The sequence below is a fragment of the Dryocola clanedunensis subsp. sulfonylureivorans genome (assembly GCF_016756775.1).
Classification (GTDB): domain Bacteria; phylum Pseudomonadota; class Gammaproteobacteria; order Enterobacterales; family Enterobacteriaceae; genus Dryocola; species Dryocola clanedunensis.
The window spans coordinates 1-18,963 of record NZ_JAERMU010000023.1 but is presented as its reverse complement, the minus strand read 5'-3'; the positions used below and the strand labels follow the sequence as shown (position 1 = coordinate 18,963).

Below are 18,963 nucleotides of genomic sequence, written 5' to 3'. Positions count from 1 at the left end.
TTTGAGCAGTTTTCAACCCCGATGTTGGGGTTTTGTTAAGCCGTGGAGCGGTAGAAGCGTTTCTGAGCAGGGACGTTAACAAGGATCTTCAGGAGAAAACGTGCCAAGAATCCGAATGTTATGGCTGGCAAGTTTATGCCTGGCAAGCACCTGGGCAAGTGCTGCCAACGTACGATTACAGGTTGAAGGGTTAAGCGGGGAGCTGGAAAAGAACGTCCGCGCTCAGCTTTCGACTATTCAGGGCGATGAGGTCACGCCGGACAGGCGTTTTCGCGCTCGCGTTGATGATGCTATCCGCGAAGGGTTAAAAGCGCTCGGCTATTACGAACCCACCATTGAATTTGATTTACGTCCACCCCCTGCCAAAGGTCGCCAGGTGCTACTGGCTAAAGTTCAGGCGGGGCCGCCGGTGCTGATTGGCGGGACGGATGTTATTTTGCGCGGCGGCGCACGCGACGACCAGGACTTCCTGAAGCTTTTAAGCGAAAAACCAAAAAATGGCACGGTCCTTAATCACGGCGAATACGACAGTTTCAAAAAGAGCCTGACCAGCATCTCGCTGCGTAAAGGCTATTTCGACAGCCAGTTTGATAAGAGCCAGCTGGGTGTCTCCCTTGCGCGTCATCAGGCGTTCTGGGATATCGACTATAACAGCGGACAACGCTATCGTTTTGGCGATGTGAGCTTTGAAGGCTCGCAGATTCGCGAAGAGTATCTGCAAAACCTGGTGCCCTTTAAAAAGGGCGAATACTACCAGTCAAAAGATCTTGCCGAACTGAACCGTCGCCTGTCGGCTACCGGCTGGTTTAACTCTGTTGTCGTTGCACCAGAGTTCGACAAAGCTCGCAAAACGAAAATATTACCGCTGCACGGCGTGGTGTCGCCGCGTACCGAAAACACGATTGAAACCGGCGTGGGCTACTCCACCGACGTTGGTCCACGCGTCAAAGCGTCGTGGAAGAAGCCGTGGATGAACTCCTATGGCCATAGTTTAACCACCAGCGCCAGTATTTCGGCGCCAGAGCAGATCCTCGACTTTACCTACAAAGTCCCGCTGCTAAAAAATCCGCTCGAACAGTACTACCTGATGCAGGGCGGTTTCAAAAACACTGACCTGAACGATACAAAGTCCGATTCAAGTACGCTTGCCATTTCACGCTACTGGGATTTATCCAGCGGCTGGCAGCACGCGATTAACCTGCGCTGGAGTCTCGATCACTATACCCAGGCAGATGTCACCAACACCACCATGCTGCTTTACCCGGGCGTGAGCCTCAACCGAACCCGTTCTCGCGGTGGGTTGATGCCAACCTGGGGGGATTCACAACGCTACTCAATCGATGTGTCAAACACGATGTGGGGTTCCGACGTGGACTTCGCCGTTGTGCAGGCGCAGCAGGTGTGGATCCGTACGCTATATGACAAACACCGTTTCGTGGTGCGTGGCAACGTCGGTTGGATAGAGACCGGCGATTTTGACAAAGTGCCGCCGGATCTGCGCTTCTTCGCCGGTGGCGACCGCAGTATCCGTGGTTATAAATACAAATCTATCTCCCCTGAAAACGACAAGGGCGAGCTGACCGGCGCCTCGAAGCTGGCTACCGGCTCGCTGGAATATCAGTACAACGTCACCGGGAAGTGGTGGGGCGCAGCCTTCGTCGACTCCGGTGAGGCGGTTAACGATATCAAGAAGAGTGACTTCAAAACTGGTGCAGGTGTCGGTGTGCGCTGGCAGTCGCCGGTTGGGCCGGTCAAGCTCGATTTGGCCGTACCCGTGGGGGATAAAGACGAACACGGATTGCAGTTTTACATCGGTCTGGGGCCTGAACTATGAGTCGTTGGAAGAAAATAAGCCTCGCGGTGCTGGTTGTTGTTTTATTGCTGATTGGCTCGGTGGGCTTCCTGGTGGGGACGACTACCGGCCTTCACGTGCTGTTTAATGCGGCAAACCGCTGGGTGCCGGGGCTGGACATCGCCAGCGTCACGGGGGGCTGGCGTAATCTGACCATCAAAGGGCTGCGCTATGAGCAGCCGGGCGTGGATGTGAGGGCGGGGGAAATAAATCTCGCCGTGAAGCTCGGCTGTCTGCGCGACAGCAGCCTGTGCGTCAACAATTTCTCGCTCAAAGATGTCGACGTGGTCATCGACTCTAAAAAGATGCCGCCGTCAGCGCCAGCGCCTGAAGAGGACAGCGGGCCACTCGATCTGACCACGCCCTATCCCATCACGCTCAGCCGTGTGGCGCTCAATAACGTCAATATCAAAATTGATAATACTACCGTCTCGGTGATGGCCTTCACCTCCGGTCTGAACTGGCAGGAGAGGAACGTCACGCTGACGCCAACCAGCCTCGAAGGGCTGCTGATTGCGCTGCCGAAGGTGGCGAAGGTGGCGCAGGAAGAGGTGGTTGAGCCGAAAATCAATAATCCGCAGCCGGATGAGCTGCCGCTGGGCGAAACCCTGAAACAGCTCTTTGAAAAGCCTGTTTTGCCGGAAATGACCGACGTTCATCTGCCGCTCAATCTGAACATCCAGGAGTTTCGCGGCAGCAACCTGCGCCTGACGGGCGATACGGATTTACTGGTCAGCAGCCTGCTGTTGAAGGTCAGCAGCATCGACGGCAATTTGAAGCTGGACGCGCTGGATGTGGACTCGTCCCAGGGGCTGGTCAACGCCACGGGCAGCGCCCAGCTTCGCGATAAATGGCCGGTCGACCTGACGCTCAACACCACACTTAACATCGACCCTGTAAAAGGCGAGAAGGTGAAGATGAAGATCGGCGGTGAGCTGCGGGACGTGCTGAAAGTCGGCGTGAGTCTCTCAGGCCCGGTCAACATGGATCTTACCGCTCATACACAGCTTGCTGAGGCAGGCCTGCCGCTCAACCTGGAAGTGGTCAGCAAACAGCTGTACTGGCCGTTTACCGGTAAGAAAGCGTATCAGGCGGACGGCGTGAAGCTGAAGTTCAGCGGCAAAATGACGGACTACGCGCTGTCGTTCCGCGCCGCCGTGAAGGGCGAGCAGATCCCGCCTGCCATCATCACGCTTGATGGCAAAGGCAACGAGCAGCAGCTCAATCTGGACAAGCTGCGAATTGCAGCGCTTCAGGGCAATACCGATCTGAAAGCCATCCTCGACTGGAGCAAGGCGATCAGCTGGCGCGGGGAGCTGAAGTTCGACGGCATTAATACGGCTAAGCAATTCCCTGACTGGCCAGCGAAGCTTAACGGTCTGGTGAAAACCAGCGGAAGCCTCTACGGTGGAACCTGGCAGGTGGATGTGCCTGAGCTAAAAATTGCCGGCAACGTGAAGCAAAACAAAGTCAGCGTCTCCGGGAAGCTCAAAGGCAACAGCTATATGCAATGGAACATTCCCGGGCTCCATCTGGAACTGGGCCGCAACAGCGCGGACGTGAAGGGGGAGCTGGGGCCGAAGGAGCTGGAGCTGGATGCTAATATCGACGCGCCAGGGCTGGATAATGCCTTACCGGGCCTGGGCGGGACGGCGAAGGGCATCATTAAAGTACGTGGCAACGTTAAAGCACCACAGATACTGGCCGATCTCACCGCTAACAATCTGCGCTGGCAGGAGCTGTCCATCGCGCGCGTCTTGCTGAAAGGTGATGTGAAGTCTACCGATCAAATCGGCGGGAATCTGAACCTGCGCGTTGAGCGCATCGCGCAGCCTGGCGTCAATCTCAGCCTCGTTACGCTGGAAGCAAAAGGCACCGAGAAGCAGCACCAGCTCCAGCTGCGCATGCAGGGCGAACCGGTTTCCGGGCAGCTTAGCCTCAGCGGCAGTTTCGATCGTGCCGAAGAGCGCTGGAAAGGCAATCTCACCAACACCCGCTTTGAAACGCCGGTGGGGCCGTGGAGTCTGAACCGCTCCATCGCGCTGGATTACCGCAATAAAGAGCAGAAAATCAGCATCGGGCCGCACTGCTGGAACAACCCGAACGCTGAGCTGTGCGTGCCGCAAACCATTGATGCCGGCGCGAAGGGACGGGCGATTGTTAATCTCAACCGTTTCGACCTGGCGATGCTCAAGCCCTTCATGCCGGAGACAACTCAGGCAAGCGGCACGTTCAGCGGTAAAGCTGATGTCAGCTGGGACAGTGAATCAGGTGGCCTGCCGCAGGGGGAAGTGACCCTTAATGGACGTGGCGTTAAGGTGACGCAGGACGTGAACAACAGTCCACTGCCGGTGGCGTTCGATACGCTGAACCTGAGTGCGGAGCTGAAAAACAACCGCGCCCAGCTCGGCTGGCTGATCCGGGTCGCTAAGAACGGGCAGTTTGACGGACAGGTGCAAATCACCGATCCGCAGGGACGGCGTAACCTTGGCGGTAACGTCAATCTGCGGGGCTTTGACCTGGCTATCGCCAACGCGATTTTTGCCCGCGGGGAAAAAGCCGCCGGCAAGCTGAATGCAAACCTGCGGCTCGGCGGGAATGTCGAAAGGCCACAGATCTTCGGGCAGCTGCAGCTCAACGGCGTGGATATCGACGGTAACTTTATGCCGTTTGATATGCAGCCCAGCCAGATTGCCATGAACTTCAACGGCATGAATTCAACGCTTGCCGGTACGGTGCGCACAAAACAGGGCGATATCGCTCTGAGCGGTGATGCCGACTGGACTCAGCTTGATAACTGGCGTGCGCGAGTGGCGGCGAAGGGTAATAAGGTGCGCATCACGGTGCCACCCATGGTGCGCCTGGACGTCTCGCCAGACATTGAGTTTGTCGCCACGCCTAGCTTGTTCACGCTGGATGGCCGAGTGGATATCCCGTGGGCGCGCATCGTGGTGCATGATGTGCCGGAAAGTTCTGTGGGCGTGTCCAGCGATGAAGTGATGCTCGATAAGGATCTGAAACCGGAGAAACCGCAAACCGCGGGAATTCCGATTAACAGCAACCTGATTATCCATGTCGGCGATAATGTGCGTCTGGACGCCTTCGGCCTGAAAGCAAGGCTGAATGGCGATCTGAAAATGGTGCAGGACAAACAGGGGCTGGGTCTGAATGGTCAAATCAACATCCCACAGGGCAGTTTCAAAGCCTACGGCCAGGACCTGATTGTCCGTAAAGGGGAGCTGCTGTTCTCCGGGCCGCCGGATCAGCCGCTGCTAAATATTGAGGCGATCCGAAATCCTGAGGCAACCGAAAACGACGTGATTGCAGGTGTTCGCGTAACAGGAACAGCCGATGAGCCAAAAGCCGAAATATTTTCCGATCCGGCCATGTCTCAGCAGGAAGCCTTGTCCTACCTGCTTCGCGGCCAGGGTTTAGACAGTTCAGGCGACGATGGTAACGCCATGACCTCAATGCTGGTGGGTCTGGGGGTTGCACAAAGTGGTCAGATTGTGGGTAAAATCGGCGAGACGTTTGGCGTAAGCAATCTGGCACTGGATACCGCAGGGGTAGGAGACTCCTCTCAGGTGGTGGTCAGCGGCTATATCATGCCGGGTCTCCAGGTGAAATATGGCGTGGGTATTTTCGACTCGCTGGCAACGCTAACCCTGCGTTATCGCCTGATGCCTAAGCTATATCTGGAAGCGGTGTCTGGCATAGACCAGGCACTTGATGTGCTCTATCAGTTTGAGTTTTAGCAATGCGAATATTTGTTTACGGCAGTTTAAGACGCAAGCAGGGCAACAGCCACTGGATGACCAACGCCCAGTGGCTGGGGGATCACACTCAGGAAAACTATGTGCTCTATAGTCTTGGCCACTATCCAGGCGCAGTGCCTGGTGACGGCAAGGTTATAGGCGAGGTTTACCGTATTGATGCCTCAACCCTTGCCGAACTGGATGCCCTGCGTACCAAGGGCGGCGAGTATAAACGTCAGCTTATTCAGACAGCGCAAGGCAGCGCGTGGATGTACGTATACCAAAGACCCGTGGATGGATTAACCCGCATCGACAGCGGCAACTGGCTGGATAAAGATAAGTACTGAGCTTTCTTCACAACGGCCACTCGCCCTGAGTGGCCGCTTCTTTGCGAACGGCTTCGCATCTTTTTGTTGGTTTCGCTCTCTGTTTCTTTATTCCTGAACGCTCTGTTCCAGAAATCATTTTTGATCAATTCTCAGGCTGGTCTCTCCCCATCCGATTGTTTATAAATAGTGCACCTCAAAAGGAAGTGTTTATACTTTGTATAACTCGTCCGTTTGGGAGCAAAGCATGCGCATTACCATCAAAAAATGGGGAAACAGTGCCGGAATGGTTATTCCTGGGGTAGTTCTCAACGAGCTGGGCCTGAAAGTTGGCCAGAGCATGGAGGCGGAAGTGAAAAATAATCAGCTGATTTTAAAACCTGCTATTCGCAAACGTTACACGTTGGAAGAGCTGTTGGCCCAGTGTGATATGGATGCGCCGCAGAATTCTGAAGAAGATGTTTGGGGTAAAGATAACCCGGTAGGCAAAGAGATATGGTGAAACGTCCCTGCTTTGAGCGCGGAGATATTGTGCTAGTGGGTTTTGACCTGAGCAGAGGGCGAGAGCAACAGGGAGTTAGCCGTCCGGCCCTGGTCTTATCGAAGGGGAATTTTAACCGGTTAGGCATGGTGCTTGTCGCACCTGTAACCCAGGGTGGCAGCTTTGCGCGTGAAGCGGGTTTTAGCGTATCGCTGAGCGGCAGCGGAACTGAAACGAACGGCGTTGTGCTTCTGAATCAGGTACGCATGATAGATCTGGCGAATCGCGGGGCCCGTAAAATTGAAACTGCCCCCGAAGAGGTTGTTGAAGAAGCGCTGGCGCGCCTTCAGGCCATCGTGGAATAACCGCATGGTTTAACATTAAGAGTAAAAGGGAAAACGCAGCGTCATCTCCTCCTATTTCGCCCATAAAAAAACACCGCCATCTGGCGGTGTTTTTACGTCAGCATCGCGGTAAGAATTACTTCTTCGCTGCGCGCTCGAAGGAAGCAACGATTTCGGCTTTCGCCGCTTCTGCGTTGTCCCAGCCGTCAACTTTAACCCACTTGCCTTTTTCGAGGTCTTTGTAGTGCTCGAAGAAGTGGGTGATCTGCGCTTTCAGCAGCTCTGGCAGGTCGTTCACGTCTTTGATGTGATCGTACTCTTTGCTCAGCTTGGTGTGCGGAACCGCAACCAGCTTGGCATCTTCGCCCGCTTCGTCGGTCATCTTCAGCACGCCAACCGGACGGCAGCGAACCACGGAGCCTGGTGCCAGTGGGTATGGCGTCGGGACCAGCACGTCAACCGGGTCGCCGTCCAGGGACAGGGTGTGGTTGATGTAGCCGTAGTTGCACGGATAGAACATCGCGGTAGACATGAAGCGGTCTACGAACAGCGCGCCGGTGTCTTTATCGATTTCGTATTTGATTGGATCGGCATTGGCCGGGATCTCGATAACAACGTAGATGTCTTCTGGCAGATCTTTACCCGCCGGGACGTTGAGTAAGCTCATGTCGGTTTCCTTTAAACTGGGGGACATTCAAGTGCCCGGTATTATAGCCAACTGCGTATAAATGTCTTCGCCTCTTTTACCCGCCCGCTTTTACTCAACTGCTTTTCAGAGCACTCCGGCAACGGATATATCCATAAACTCAGTCGTTTTTTTCATGCTTTTGTGTAAGCGTTTACAAGGTGAAGCGGATCTTTTTGGAATTGTGATGTAACTCATTCTGTTAACCAGGGCGTCGACTATGCTTTCCCGCACAGGCCATTTTTTACCCAACAATAAACCCTACGAGGATGCCCCTATGTGGAAGCGCTTACTTTTGGTCTCTGCAGTAACCGCAGCAATGTCGTCTATGGCAGTTGCTGCTCCCTTAACGGTTGGATTTTCGCAGGTAGGCTCTGAATCCGGCTGGCGCGCGGCAGAAACCTCCGTGGCGAAGAGCGAAGCCCAGAAACGCGGCATTACGCTGAAAATCGCCGACGGCCAGCAAAAACAGGAAAACCAGATTAAGGCCGTACGGTCGTTTATCGCCCAGGGCGTGGACGCTATCTTCATTGCGCCAATCGTCGCCACGGGCTGGGAACCGGTATTGCAGGAAGCCAAAGAAGCCAACATTCCGGTCTTCCTGTTAGACCGTAACATCGACGTCAAAGACAAATCCTTATATATGACGGTGGTCACCGCCAACAACGTGCTGGAAGGCCAGCTGATTGGCGAATGGCTGCTCAAAGAGCTGAACGGCAAGCAGTGTAACGTGGTTGAACTGCAGGGCACCGTGGGCGCAAGCGTCGCCATCGACCGTAAAAAAGGCTTCGCGGACGCCATCTCTAAAGCCTCCAACGTGAAAATTGTCCGCTCCCAGTCCGGCGACTTCACCCGCAGCAAGGGCAAAGAAGTGATGGAGAGCTTCATCAAGGCTGAGAACAACGGCAAGAACATCTGCATGGTTTACGCGCACAACGACGACATGGCGATCGGTGCCATCCAGGCCATTAAAGAAGCGGGCCTGAAGCCGGGCAAAGACATCCTGACCGGCTCCATTGACGGCGTGCCGGATATCTACAAAGCGATGATCGACGGCGAAGCGAACGCCAGCGTAGAGCTGACGCCGAATATGGCTGGCCCGGCGTTTGACGCGTTAGAGAAATTCAAGAAAGACGGCACCATGCCGGAAAAAGTCACCGTGACCAAATCAACGCTCTACCTGCCGGATACCGCGAAAGAAGAGCTTGAGAAGAAAAAAACGATGGGCTACTAACGGGCAGCATTTTCTTTTGTAGGGCGGATAAGCGTAGCGTCATCCGCCATTCAGCGGATGGCAGCGTGGATGGCGCTGGGCTTATCTACCCTACGAAGTGAACGGCTTTCGCCAGGAGTGCGGTGATGAATACAAACAATCAGGAAATTCTGCGCACGGAAGGGCTAAGCAAACATTTCCCGGGGGTGAAGGCCCTCGACAAAGTCGATTTCAGCCTGCGCCGCGGGGAAATCATGGCGCTGCTGGGGGAAAACGGCGCCGGGAAATCGACGCTGATCAAAGCGCTGACGGGGGTATACCAACGCGACAGCGGAAATATCTACCTTGAAGGCGCTCTCATTTCGCCAAAAAATACTGCCCATGCCCAGCAGCTTGGCATTGGCACCGTCTACCAGGAGGTTAACCTCCTGCCCAATATGTCCGTTGCGGATAACCTGTTTATTGGCCGTGAGCCGCGCCGTTTCGGGCTGCTCAGGCGCAAAGAGATGGAGAAGCGCGCCACCCGGCTTATGGAGTCTTACGGCTTCTCGCTGGACGTCGCGGAGCCGCTCAACCGTTATTCCGTGGCGATGCAGCAGATCGTCGCCATCTGCCGCGCTATCGACCTTTCCGCCAAAGTGCTGATCCTCGACGAGCCCACCGCCAGCCTCGACACCAAAGAAGTGGAGATGCTGTTTACCCTGATGCGCCAGCTGCGGGATCAGGGCGTCAGCCTGATCTTCGTCACCCACTTTCTCGATCAGGTTTACGAAGTGACCGACAGGATCACCGTGCTGCGCAACGGCGCGTTTGTCGGCACGCGCGATACTAAGGATCTGCCACAGATCGATCTGGTGAAAATGATGCTGGGTCGCGAGCTGGAAACCACTGCGCTTCAGCGCGCCGGGCGTACGCTGCTCAGCGAAAAACCCGTTGCCGCATTCAAAGAGTTTGGCAAGAAAGGGGTGATCAATCCGTTCGATCTTGAAGTGCGCCCAGGGGAGATCGTGGGGCTTGCCGGCCTGCTGGGATCGGGCCGTACGGAAACCGCAGAAGTGATCTTCGGCATCAAACCGGCCGACAGCGGCAAGGCGTGGATCAAAGGCAAGCCGCAGACGCTGCGCTCGCCGCATAAGGCCTCCAGCCTCGGCATCGGCTTCTGTCCGGAAGATCGCAAAACTGACGGGATTATTGCCGCCGCCTCGGTGCGGGAAAATATTATCCTGGCGCTTCAGGCCCAGCGCGGCTGGCTGCGTCCTATTCCCCGCCGGGAACAGAATCAGATAGCGGAGCGCTTTATCCGCCAGCTTGGCATCCGCACCCCGAGCGCCGAGCAGCCTGTTGAATTTCTCTCCGGCGGCAACCAGCAAAAAGTTCTGCTTTCACGCTGGCTGCTGACCAAACCGCAGTTCCTGATCCTCGATGAGCCAACGCGCGGCATCGACGTGGGCGCGCATGCCGAAATCATCCGCCTGATCGAAACGCTGTGCGCCGACGGGCTGGCGCTGCTGGTCATCTCTTCGGAGCTTGAGGAGCTGGTGGGCTACGCGGATCGCGTGGTGATCATGCGTGACAGGCAGCAGGTGGCGGAGATCCCGCTTAAAGCGCTGTCCGTCTCGGCCATTATGAATGCCATTGCGGCATGAGGAGTAAATCGTGATGACTCGTTCACTGCCGCAAACGGAAGCGCAGAAGCCGAAGCGCAGCTTCCGCTGGCCACCCGGTATTCCCCAGGTCATCGCGCTGGTGCTGGTGCTGCTGGTCGACAGCATGGTTGCCAACCATTTCTTTAATATCGTCGTGCAGGACGGACGGCTGTTCGGCAGCCCGATAGATATTCTGAACCGTGCTGCTCCCGTGGCGCTGCTGGCGATTGGCATGACGCTGGTAATTGCCACCGGCGGCATTGATTTGTCCGTCGGTGCGGTAATGGCCATTGCCGGGGCGACCGCCGCCACGCTCACCGTTGCGGGACATAGCCTGCTGGTGGTGGTGCTTGCCTCGCTGGGCGTAGGGGTGCTGGCGGGGTTGTGGAACGGTATTCTGGTCGCCATTCTTAAGATCCAGCCGTTTGTTGCCACGCTGATCCTGATGGTCGCCGGGCGCGGCGTTGCCCAGCTGATCACCACCGGGCAGATCGTCACTTTTGACTCACCCAGCCTGTCGTTCCTCGGCAGCGGCTCTATTTTTTACTTCCCGACGCCGGTGATTATCGCCATCGCCACGCTGATCGTCTTCTGGCTGTTTACCCGCAAAACGGCGCTGGGGCTGTTCATCGAGTCGGTGGGGATTAACATCCGCGCCGCAAAAAACGCCGGGGTTAACACGCGCCTGGTGGTGATGCTCACCTACATGCTGAGCGGCCTGTGCGCGGCGATTGCCGGGATCATCGTGACGGCGGACATTCGCGGTGCCGATGCCAACAACGCCGGGCTGTGGCTGGAGCTGGACGCCATTCTGGCGGTGGTGATCGGCGGCGGTTCGCTGATGGGCGGGCGCTTTAACATCGCGCTCTCCGTCGTCGGCGCGCTGATTATCCAGGGCATGAACACCGGCATCCTGCTCTCCGGCTTTCAGCCCGAGCTGAACCAGGTCGTCAAAGCCGTGGTGGTGATGTGCGTGCTGATCGTGCAGTCGCCGCGTTTTATTGCTTTGCTCAAAGGACTCCGCCGCCATGATCAAACGTAACCTGCCGCTGATGATAACCCTGGCGGTCTTTGTGCTGGGCTATCTGTACTGCCTGACGCAGTTTCCGGGCTTCGCCTCCACCAGGGTGATTTGCAACATTCTGACCGACAACGCCTTTCTGGGGATTATCGCCGTCGGCATGACCTTTGTGATTTTATCCGGCGGAATCGACCTGTCGGTCGGCTCGGTGATTGCCTTTACCGGCGTGTTTCTTGCCAAAGCGATAGGTTTCTGGGGGCTGTCGCCGCTGGTGGCCTTCCCGCTGGTGCTGTTAATGGGCTGCGCGTTTGGCGCATTTATGGGCCTGCTTATCGACGCGCTGAAAATCCCGGCCTTCATCATTACCCTCGCCGGAATGTTCTTCCTGCGCGGGGTCAGCTATCTGGTCTCCGAAGAGTCGATCCCCATTAACCACCCGATCTACGACACGCTCTCAAGCCTTGCGTGGCGCATACCCGGCGGCGGACGCTTAAGCGCGATGGGGCTGCTGATGCTGGCGGTGGTGGTGATGGGTATTTTCCTCGCCCACCGCACCCGCTTCGGGAATCAGGTTTACGCGATTGGCGGAAGCGCGACTTCTGCAAACCTCATGGGCATCTCAACGCGCAGTACTACCGTGCGCATCTATATGCTTTCAACCGGGCTTGCTACGCTCGCGGGCATCGTCTTTTCCGTTTATACCTCGGCAGGCTATGCGCTGGCGGGCATGGGCGTGGAGCTGGACGCCATTGCCTCCGTGGTGATCGGCGGTACGCTGCTGAGCGGCGGAGTAGGCACCGTGCTGGGCACGCTGTTCGGCGTGGCGATTCAGGGGCTTATACAGACTTATATTAACTTCGACGGCACGCTCAGTTCGTGGTGGACGAAGATCGCCATCGGGATTTTGTTATTTATCTTCATAGCCTTGCAGCGTGGTTTGACGGTGCTGTGGGAGAACCGCCAGAGTTCGCCAGTCAAACGCGTGAGCGTGAACGGCGGATGAGGGGACCTCACCCGCCGAAAGCAGGAAGACTTAAGCGTCCGGGAACTCGCGAATAAAGCGCTCTACGTCATCAACCATATGTTCGTTGCCGACAAAGAACGGGCGGCGCTGGTGCAGGGTTTCCGGGATGATATCCAGAATACGCTCTTTGCCATCGCTCGCTTTCCCGCCCGCCTGCTCGGCAAGAAACGCCATCGGGTTACCTTCATACAGCAGGCGCAGCTTCCCTTCCGGGTGGCTGGCGGTGCTTGGGTAAAGGTAGATGCCGCCTTTGAGCAGGTTACGGTGGAAATCCGCCACCAGAGAACCGATGTAGCGTGAGGTGTACGGGCGCTGCGTGGAGCTGTCTTCTTCCTGGCAGAACTTGATGTACTTCTTCACCCCGGTCGGGAAGCGGATGTAGTTGCCTTCGTTGATGGAGTAGGTGTTGCCTTTCTGTGGGAAACGCATGCGCTCCTGAGAGAGGCAGAACACGCCCAGCGACGGGTCGTACGTAAAGGCGTGAACGCCACAGCCGGTGGTATAAACCAGCATGGTGGAGGAGCCATAAACCACGTAGCCCGCGGCCACCTGCTTGTTACCCGGCTGGAGGAAATCCTCCATCGTGACCGGAGAGCCAACCGGCGTAATGCGGCGGTAGATAGAGAAGATGGTGCCAACGGACACGTTGACATCAATGTTAGATGAGCCGTCGAGCGGGTCCATCAGTACGACATATTTAGCATGATCCGCCCCGTCAAAGACGACAATTTCGTCTTCTTCTTCGGAAGCGATCCCCGCGACGATCCCTCGGGCCTTGAGTGCGGCTTTCAGTTTATCATTGGCGAACAAATCGAGTTTTTGCTGAACCTCGCCCTGCACGTTTTCGGCACCGCTGGCACCCAGGATATCGACCAGGCCGGCCTTGTTGATATCGCGGTGGATGATCTTAGCGCCCAGCTTTATTGCCGACAGTAAAGCAGTAAGCTCGCCGGTTGCGTGGGAGAACTCGTGCTGCTTCTCAACAATAAATTCACCTAACGTTTTCATAACACTTTCCCTGCAGTTGCGGTTGAGTAAATGACGTAAAGCAATGGCAACAATCTTAACAAACTTTCAAATAGCCGCGCTCAGGTGAATCGCGCCAGCAATTTAAGGAATATCCTGAAATGCGGTTCTCCCCCGCGGAACATGCGGGTAGAATGTGCGCCAAACAGAGAAAGGATAGTTTTGTATGCGCATTCATATTCTAGGGATTTGTGGCACCTTTATGGGCGGACTGGCTATGCTTGCTCGTACGCTCGGCCACGAAGTCACCGGTTCAGACGCTAACGTTTACCCGCCAATGAGCACGCTGCTCGAAGAGCAGGGCATCTCCCTCATTCAGGGCTATGACCCGAGCCAGCTGGACCCACAGCCAGATTTAGTGATCATCGGCAACGCCATGACGCGCGGTAATCCGTGTGTTGAGGCCGTGCTCGAGAAGAACATCCCATACATGTCAGGCCCTCAGTGGCTGCATGATTTTGTCCTGCGTGACCGCTGGGTTATTGCCGTGGCGGGCACACACGGCAAAACCACCACTGCCGGTATGGCAACATGGATTCTGGAAGCCTGCGGCTACAAGCCTGGCTTCGTGATTGGCGGCGTGCCGGGGAACTTCGACGTTTCCGCGCGCCTGGGCGACAGCCCGTTCTTCGTTATCGAAGCCGACGAATACGACTGCGCCTTCTTCGACAAGCGTTCCAAATTTGTGCATTACTGCCCGCGCACGCTGATCATCAACAACCTTGAGTTCGACCACGCGGATATCTTCGACGATCTGAAAGCGATCCAGAAACAGTTCCACCACCTGGTGCGCATCGTGCCGGGGCAGGGGAAAATTATCTGGCCGGAACACGACGGCAATATCAAGCAGACCATGGCGATGGGCTGCTGGAGCGAGCAGGAGCTGGTTGGCGAACAGGGCCAGTGGCTGGCGAGAAAGCTCAATGCAGATGCCTCCCGCTGGGAAGTGCTGCTCGATGGCGAGCGCGTCGGCGAAGTGAACTGGCAGCTTGTGGGTGAACACAATATGCATAACGGGCTGATGGCGATCGCCGCTGCGCGTCATGTGGGGGTGACCCCGGCAGACGCAGCTAAAGCGCTGGACAGTTTCGTGAACGCCCGTCGCCGCCTGGAGCTGCGCGGTGAAGAGAATGGCGTCGCGGTTTATGACGACTTCGCCCACCACCCAACGGCTATCCTTGCGACCCTCGCCGCGCTGCGTGGCAAAGTTGGCGGCACCGCGCGTATTCTCGCCGTGCTTGAACCTCGTTCTAACACCATGAAAATGGGCCACAGCAAAGATGACCTTGCGCCTTCTTTAGGCCGCGCTGACGAGGTGTTCCTGCTGCAGCCGCCGCACATTCCGTGGCAGGTGGTGGAAGTGGCCGAAGCCTGCATCCAGCCTGCGCACTGTAGCGCCGACGTGGACTCGTTGGTGGAGATGATCCTCAAAACCGCACAGCCGGGCGATAACATCCTGGTGATGAGCAACGGCGGCTTCGGCGGCATCCATCAAAAATTACTCGACGGCCTGGCAAAAAAAGCCGCTCAGTAATTAAGCTACTATCCTGTATTCATGCCAGCCTGTCCGGCTGGCATTTTTTTTACCCACGCTGAAAGAGCGCTGAAAAATGACTGTAAACACCCAAGCTATTGATGTCGTTTACCATAACGGCACGATCTATACCGCTGATGAGCAGGACACCTTCTGTCAGGCCATCGCGATTGGTGAAGGTTATATCGTTGCCGTGGGCAGCGATGAAGAGGTTATGCGCCTTGCCGGGCCGGAAACCGAAGTTATCGACCTGCAGGGGAAAGTGATGCTGCCGGGGATCATCGACAGCCACATGCACCCGTTCTGGGGCGGTAAGCAGCTGCGCGGCTGCAACCTGAACTACGCAGCACTCTCTGTGGAAGAGACGCTGGCGATAATCCAGAAGCACATCGATAACGACCCGTTCAATGGCGAAAACGACTGGCTGACCGTGCGCGCGTGGCAGCGTCAGGCAATGACGCCGGTCGGGGCGGATATGAGCCGCGAAGCGCTGGACTCACTGAACACCAGGCGCCCGGTGGCGCTGTTCTCCAACGACTGCCATACCCTGGCCGCCAACAGCCGCGCGCTGGAAATGTTGGGCATCGATGAAAACACGCCGATCCCTGCGGACGGCAAGATTGCCCGCAACGAAGCAGGCCGTCTGACCGGTATTCTGGAAGATGCGCCAGCCATGCGCGCGTTTGACAGCATCCCATCCGGCACGCCGGAGCAGAACGTACAGATTGCGACCCACGTCCAGCAGGTGCTTAACGAGCAGGGAGTGACGACGGTAATGGATACCCGCGTATTTGCGGAGCAGCTCGAAGCTTTCGCCGTGCTGCGCGACCGTGGCGAACTGACGGTGCGGATGCTGGGTGCCAAAGAAGTGACGCCGGACAGCGTTGACGGTCCACAAGATGCCGCACGCGCCATCGACGAAATCGCCGAGTTTAACCGCAGCTGGAACGACGCCGAATGGACGCCAGCGCCGGGCTTCGGCACCACGCACGTAAAATTCTTTGTGGACGGCGTGCTTCAGCCGCCAACCATGACCGCCTCGCTGCTGGAACCTTACCGCGAGAACCGTGGCACGCACGACGCGCCGGACTGGCAGCCGAGCGAGCGTTACGGCGATCTCTATTTCACCGCGCCGGTGCTCGAAGCCCTGATGGTGGAATGTGGCCGCGCTGGCATTCACCCGCACACCCACACTGTTGCCGACGGTGCAATCGAGATGGTGCTGAACGCGGTGGAAAAAATGCGAGCCGCTTATCCGGGCAAAGACGTCCGTCCTGGCCTTGCGCACAACGAGCTGGTTGCGCCGCATCAGTACGATCGTTTCGCGAAGCTGGGCGCGACGGCGGTGCTCTCCTACCAGTGGGGCGGACTGCCTGGCGTGCTGATTGATGAAGAGCGCGAAATGCTGGGCGACGCGCGTTTTGAGCACATGGAGCCAGCGGCCCGTTTCCTGGATGCCGGTGCGCGCCTGGCGTACGGCAGCGACTGGCCGATCGACCGTCTGGACGAATGGTACAACCTGCAGGTGGGCATGACCCGTCGCGCGTGGGACAGCGAAGGCAATCCGGCAGGCCCGCGTCTGGATACCGACCGCGACCTGACGCTCATCGAAGCGCTGCGTTCAGCGACTATTGACGCCGCCTACATGATTGCCCGCGAGCAGTACATCGGTTCGCTGGAAGTCGGCAAGCTGGCGGACGCCATCGTGCTGGAAAACAACCTGTTCGAACAGCCGGTGGAGAAGGTTTACCAGACGAAGGTTATGCGCACGCTGGTCGGCGGGAAAATCGTGTATCAGGCCTGAGTAATCTGGCGGATGGCGCTGGCTGCTTATCCGCCCTACTAACCGCAGTCGTAGGGTGGATAAGCGAAGCGTCATCCACCGTTTCTGCCTGGATTTTCTGATTTGTGACAAACTTCATTGACTATAATGGCTAATTAATAATAAGCGCCTTTCCAACCCCCACCCCTTGTGCCAAAATCCGCCGTTTTCAAAATTCCCCTGCCCAGGCAGGAAGACCAGTCGGTGCTTTGTTTCACCAGGAGATGATACGGTAATGCCACAAAATATTCAGTTGCGAAGAGTCCTCAAAACGCCTGCGCTCGTCGCATTTGGCCTCGCTTATATGGTCCCGCTGGGTGTCTTTACCACCTACGGCCAGGTCACAGTGTTGAGCCACGGCCATCTGCCCATCGCCTACCTGCTAACCATTGTCACCATCCTGTTTACTGCCCTGAGCTACTGCCGCATGACCAGCGCCCTGCCGCTGGCCGGGTCGGCGTTCTCCTACGTGCAGCGCAGTTTTGGCGGTAAAATTGGCTTCCTGGTCGGCTGGGCGCAGATTCTGGACTACCTGTTCCTGCCAATTCTTAACTACTTAGTGTTGGGGATCTTCCTGCATGAGGCCTTCCCGGCTATTCCTGCCTCCGTGTTTGTGGTGGCCTGTATAGCGTCGGTGAGCCTGCTGAATATTCTGGGCGTCCGCCTGATGACTTCGGTGAACTTCTCGCTGATTGCGGCACAGATGGTGTTCATCGTGCTGTTTATCGCGCTGTCGTTTAGCGAAGCAAATTTGAGTCCTGAAGCTTTAATGAAACCGCTGCTGGTGGGGGCTGGTGACTTTGCTGGTCTGCTTTCGGGGGCGGCCGTGCTGTGCCTTGCGTTTCTTGGTTTTGATGCCATTGCCACGATGGCAGAAGAAGCCCACGATGCAAAACGTACTCTGCCACGCGCGATTCTGATTACCGTTGTGGCGGCTGGTGCCATTTTCATGGCCGTCTCTTATGCGGCGCATCTTGCTTATCCAGACTGGCAGTCGCTGATCCCGGTGCAGGATACCGCAAGCCTGGTGGTGTCCGAGAAAGTCGGCGGCAAGTGGATGTATAACTTCTTTATGGCAGCCTACCTGACCGGCGTTTACGCCTCCGCAATGACCGCGCAAACGGGCGTGTCCCGTATCTTCTACGCCATGGGGCGTGAAGGCGTGCTGCCGCGTAAAATCTTCTTCCACCTGCACAAAAAATTCCATACGCCGTACCGTGCGATTCTGTTCGTGGCGACTATCTCCCTGTCTGCGCTGTTCATGGATCTCGGGCTGGTTGTCTCTATGATCAGCTTCGGCGCACTTGGCGCGTTCATCTTCGTTAACCTCAGCGTGGTGAAACACTTCCTGATTAACGAAAAGCGCCGCGGTACGAGTGCGATGATCAAGTATGGGTTACTGCCGCTTATCGGCTTCGTGATGTCCGTCTGGCTGTGGATCAACCTTGAGCGCGACGCGATGATTGTCGGTCTGGTCTGGCTGGCGATTGGCTTCTGCTATCTGCTGTTTCTCACCGACTTCCTGCGTAAATCCCCACCGTCGGTGGATTACGACGATATCGCCCATCTGATTGATTAATATGCTGACGTTTAAAAAAATAGCGGGGATGGATTCCCCGTGGTTTGCCGAGGTAGACGCGCTTTATGAAAGCGCGTTTCCCCTGCATGAGAAGCGCGAGCAGCAGGCCAAAGCCAGCGCGCTGAGAAACGAGCGCTACGAGCTACAGGCGTGGTTCGACGGCGAACAGTTTATCGGCATGATTGGCGCGTGGCGCTTCAGCTGCTACACCTACATCGAGCACCTGGCGGTAAACGGCAAGCTGCGTGCGCGGGGCTACGGTAAAAGAATGCTGAGCCAGTTCCTGCAAATGCACCCGTTAACCATTCTGGAAATCGACCCGCTGACCACGGAGATCGCCCATAAGCGCCTGCGCTTCTATCAAAGCCTGGGCTTCCATGAAAATGGCTATGAGCATGTCCACCCGAGCTACCATGAGGGAATTGCCGATCACGAACTGATTGTGCTGAGCTACCCGCAGCAGATTAGCGAAGAGCAGTACCAGCGGTTTAACGAGGATTTGTGCGACGTGGTAATGGCCTGGAACGGATAAGTTTGTAGCTACCGTCTTGAACGTCAAGCGGTAGCTGCATAATTTTCATCCCATGGCAGGCGTGTTTTAAGCACCCCGAAGCACATGTGCACCAGCTTGCGCATTACTGCACCCAGCGCCGCC

15 protein-coding genes are annotated in these 18,963 nt (G+C 56.6%); 13 read left to right on the top strand and 2 right to left on the bottom strand.

Going from position 1 to position 18,963, the window contains the following annotated elements:
- The first annotated feature begins 100 nt into the window (after positions 1 to 100).
- The 5 genes from tamA to HYQ67_RS19525 all read left to right on the top strand — a co-directional run bounded on the left by tamA (position 101) and on the right by HYQ67_RS19525 (position 6,779).
- Complete coding sequence (gene tamA, locus HYQ67_RS19545; protein WP_202306519.1) at positions 101 to 1,834, top strand: autotransporter assembly complex protein TamA; 1,734 nt, start codon at positions 101 to 103, stop codon at positions 1,832 to 1,834.
- Positions 1,831 to 5,607, top strand: a complete 3,777-nt coding sequence (tamB, locus tag HYQ67_RS19540) for an autotransporter assembly complex protein TamB (RefSeq protein ID WP_202306510.1) — start codon at positions 1,831 to 1,833, stop codon at positions 5,605 to 5,607. Before tamA ends, tamB begins: the two co-directional genes overlap by 4 nt.
- Before the next feature lie 2 nt (positions 5,608 to 5,609).
- Positions 5,610 to 5,954 carry a gamma-glutamylcyclotransferase family protein gene (locus tag HYQ67_RS19535; protein ID WP_202306508.1) on the top strand — a complete coding sequence of 115 codons (345 nt, stop codon included), beginning with the start codon at positions 5,610 to 5,612 and terminating at the stop codon, positions 5,952 to 5,954.
- Positions 5,955 to 6,180: 226 nt separating this feature from the next.
- Complete coding sequence (locus HYQ67_RS19530; protein ID WP_202306506.1) at positions 6,181 to 6,435, top strand: AbrB/MazE/SpoVT family DNA-binding domain-containing protein; 255 nt, start codon at positions 6,181 to 6,183, stop codon at positions 6,433 to 6,435.
- On the top strand, positions 6,429 to 6,779 hold the full coding sequence (locus tag HYQ67_RS19525) for a type II toxin-antitoxin system ChpB family toxin (protein ID WP_202306496.1): 351 nt from the start codon (positions 6,429 to 6,431) through the stop codon (positions 6,777 to 6,779). Before HYQ67_RS19530 ends, HYQ67_RS19525 begins: the two co-directional genes overlap by 7 nt.
- A 115-nt stretch (positions 6,780 to 6,894) precedes the next feature.
- On the opposite strand, the gene ppa is transcribed toward HYQ67_RS19525, so the two are convergent.
- Entirely contained in the window at positions 6,895 to 7,425 is a 531-nt protein-coding gene (gene ppa / locus HYQ67_RS19520) for an inorganic diphosphatase (RefSeq protein ID WP_202306494.1), read from the bottom strand.
- Between the two features lie 295 nt (positions 7,426 to 7,720).
- Here ppa and ytfQ point away from each other — a divergent pair, with 295 nt between their 5' ends.
- The 4 genes from ytfQ to yjfF all read left to right on the top strand — a co-directional run bounded on the left by ytfQ (position 7,721) and on the right by yjfF (position 12,326).
- Entirely contained in the window at positions 7,721 to 8,677 is a 957-nt protein-coding gene (gene ytfQ / locus HYQ67_RS19515) for a galactofuranose ABC transporter, galactofuranose-binding protein YtfQ (RefSeq protein WP_202306492.1), read from the top strand.
- 125 nt (positions 8,678 to 8,802) lie between these two features.
- Complete coding sequence (gene ytfR, locus HYQ67_RS19510; RefSeq protein WP_202306490.1) at positions 8,803 to 10,302, top strand: galactofuranose ABC transporter, ATP-binding protein YtfR; 1,500 nt, start codon at positions 8,803 to 8,805, stop codon at positions 10,300 to 10,302.
- A 10-nt stretch (positions 10,303 to 10,312) separates the two neighbouring features.
- The gene (ytfT, locus tag HYQ67_RS19505) at positions 10,313 to 11,344 is read left to right on the top strand and encodes a galactofuranose ABC transporter, ATP-binding protein YtfT (protein WP_202306480.1); all 1,032 of its coding nucleotides are present in this window, start codon (positions 10,313 to 10,315) and stop codon (positions 11,342 to 11,344) included.
- Positions 11,331 to 12,326: a galactofuranose ABC transporter, permease protein YjfF gene (gene yjfF, locus HYQ67_RS19500; RefSeq protein WP_202306478.1), complete on the top strand. Its 996-nt coding sequence runs from the start codon at positions 11,331 to 11,333 to the stop codon at positions 12,324 to 12,326. The genes ytfT and yjfF overlap by 14 nt, the downstream gene beginning before the upstream one ends.
- 30 nt (positions 12,327 to 12,356) lie before the next feature.
- Here yjfF and fbp read toward each other — a convergent pair whose 3' ends face one another.
- Positions 12,357 to 13,355, bottom strand: a complete 999-nt coding sequence (gene fbp / locus HYQ67_RS19495) for a class 1 fructose-bisphosphatase (RefSeq protein ID WP_202306476.1) — start codon at positions 13,353 to 13,355, stop codon at positions 12,357 to 12,359.
- 184 nt (positions 13,356 to 13,539) lie between these two features.
- Here fbp and mpl point away from each other — a divergent pair, with 184 nt between their 5' ends.
- From mpl to HYQ67_RS19475, 4 genes are all read left to right on the top strand, one after another.
- Positions 13,540 to 14,907 carry a UDP-N-acetylmuramate:L-alanyl-gamma-D-glutamyl-meso-diaminopimelate ligase gene (mpl, locus tag HYQ67_RS19490; RefSeq protein ID WP_202306474.1) on the top strand — a complete coding sequence of 456 codons (1,368 nt, stop codon included), beginning with the start codon at positions 13,540 to 13,542 and terminating at the stop codon, positions 14,905 to 14,907.
- A gap of 76 nt (positions 14,908 to 14,983) precedes the next feature.
- On the top strand, positions 14,984 to 16,711 hold the full coding sequence (locus HYQ67_RS19485) for an amidohydrolase (RefSeq protein ID WP_202306472.1): 1,728 nt from the start codon (positions 14,984 to 14,986) through the stop codon (positions 16,709 to 16,711).
- Positions 16,712 to 16,964: 253 nt separating this feature from the next.
- Positions 16,965 to 18,308, top strand: coding sequence for an APC family permease (locus tag HYQ67_RS19480; protein ID WP_202306470.1), 1,344 nt, complete (start codon positions 16,965 to 16,967; stop codon positions 18,306 to 18,308).
- A 1-nt stretch (position 18,309) separates the two neighbouring features.
- Positions 18,310 to 18,840, top strand: a complete 531-nt coding sequence (locus HYQ67_RS19475; RefSeq protein ID WP_202306468.1) for a GNAT family N-acetyltransferase — start codon at positions 18,310 to 18,312, stop codon at positions 18,838 to 18,840.
- Positions 18,841 to 18,963: the final 123 nt, after the last annotated feature.

Excerpts from the sequence above, each read along its gene's own strand:
- tamB (WP_202306510.1), top strand. The coding sequence starts at position 1,831 with ATGAGTCGTTGGAAGAAAATAAGCCTCGCGGTGCTGGTTGTTGTTTTA.
- HYQ67_RS19535 (WP_202306508.1), top strand. The coding sequence starts at position 5,610 with ATGCGAATATTTGTTTACGGCAGTTTAAGACGCAAGCAGGGCAACAGC.
- HYQ67_RS19530 (WP_202306506.1), top strand. The coding sequence starts at position 6,181 with ATGCGCATTACCATCAAAAAATGGGGAAACAGTGCCGGAATGGTTATT.
- HYQ67_RS19525 (WP_202306496.1), top strand. The coding sequence starts at position 6,429 with ATGGTGAAACGTCCCTGCTTTGAGCGCGGAGATATTGTGCTAGTGGGT.
- ppa (WP_202306494.1), bottom strand. The coding sequence starts at position 7,425 with ATGAGCTTACTCAACGTCCCGGCGGGTAAAGATCTGCCAGAAGACATC.
- ytfQ (WP_202306492.1), top strand. The coding sequence starts at position 7,721 with ATGTGGAAGCGCTTACTTTTGGTCTCTGCAGTAACCGCAGCAATGTCG.
- ytfR (WP_202306490.1), top strand. The coding sequence starts at position 8,803 with ATGAATACAAACAATCAGGAAATTCTGCGCACGGAAGGGCTAAGCAAA.
- yjfF (WP_202306478.1), top strand. The coding sequence starts at position 11,331 with ATGATCAAACGTAACCTGCCGCTGATGATAACCCTGGCGGTCTTTGTG.
- fbp (WP_202306476.1), bottom strand. The coding sequence starts at position 13,355 with ATGAAAACGTTAGGTGAATTTATTGTTGAGAAGCAGCACGAGTTCTCC.
- mpl (WP_202306474.1), top strand. The coding sequence starts at position 13,540 with ATGCGCATTCATATTCTAGGGATTTGTGGCACCTTTATGGGCGGACTG.
- HYQ67_RS19485 (WP_202306472.1), top strand. The coding sequence starts at position 14,984 with ATGACTGTAAACACCCAAGCTATTGATGTCGTTTACCATAACGGCACG.
- HYQ67_RS19480 (WP_202306470.1), top strand. The coding sequence starts at position 16,965 with ATGCCACAAAATATTCAGTTGCGAAGAGTCCTCAAAACGCCTGCGCTC.
- HYQ67_RS19475 (WP_202306468.1), top strand. The coding sequence starts at position 18,310 with ATGCTGACGTTTAAAAAAATAGCGGGGATGGATTCCCCGTGGTTTGCC.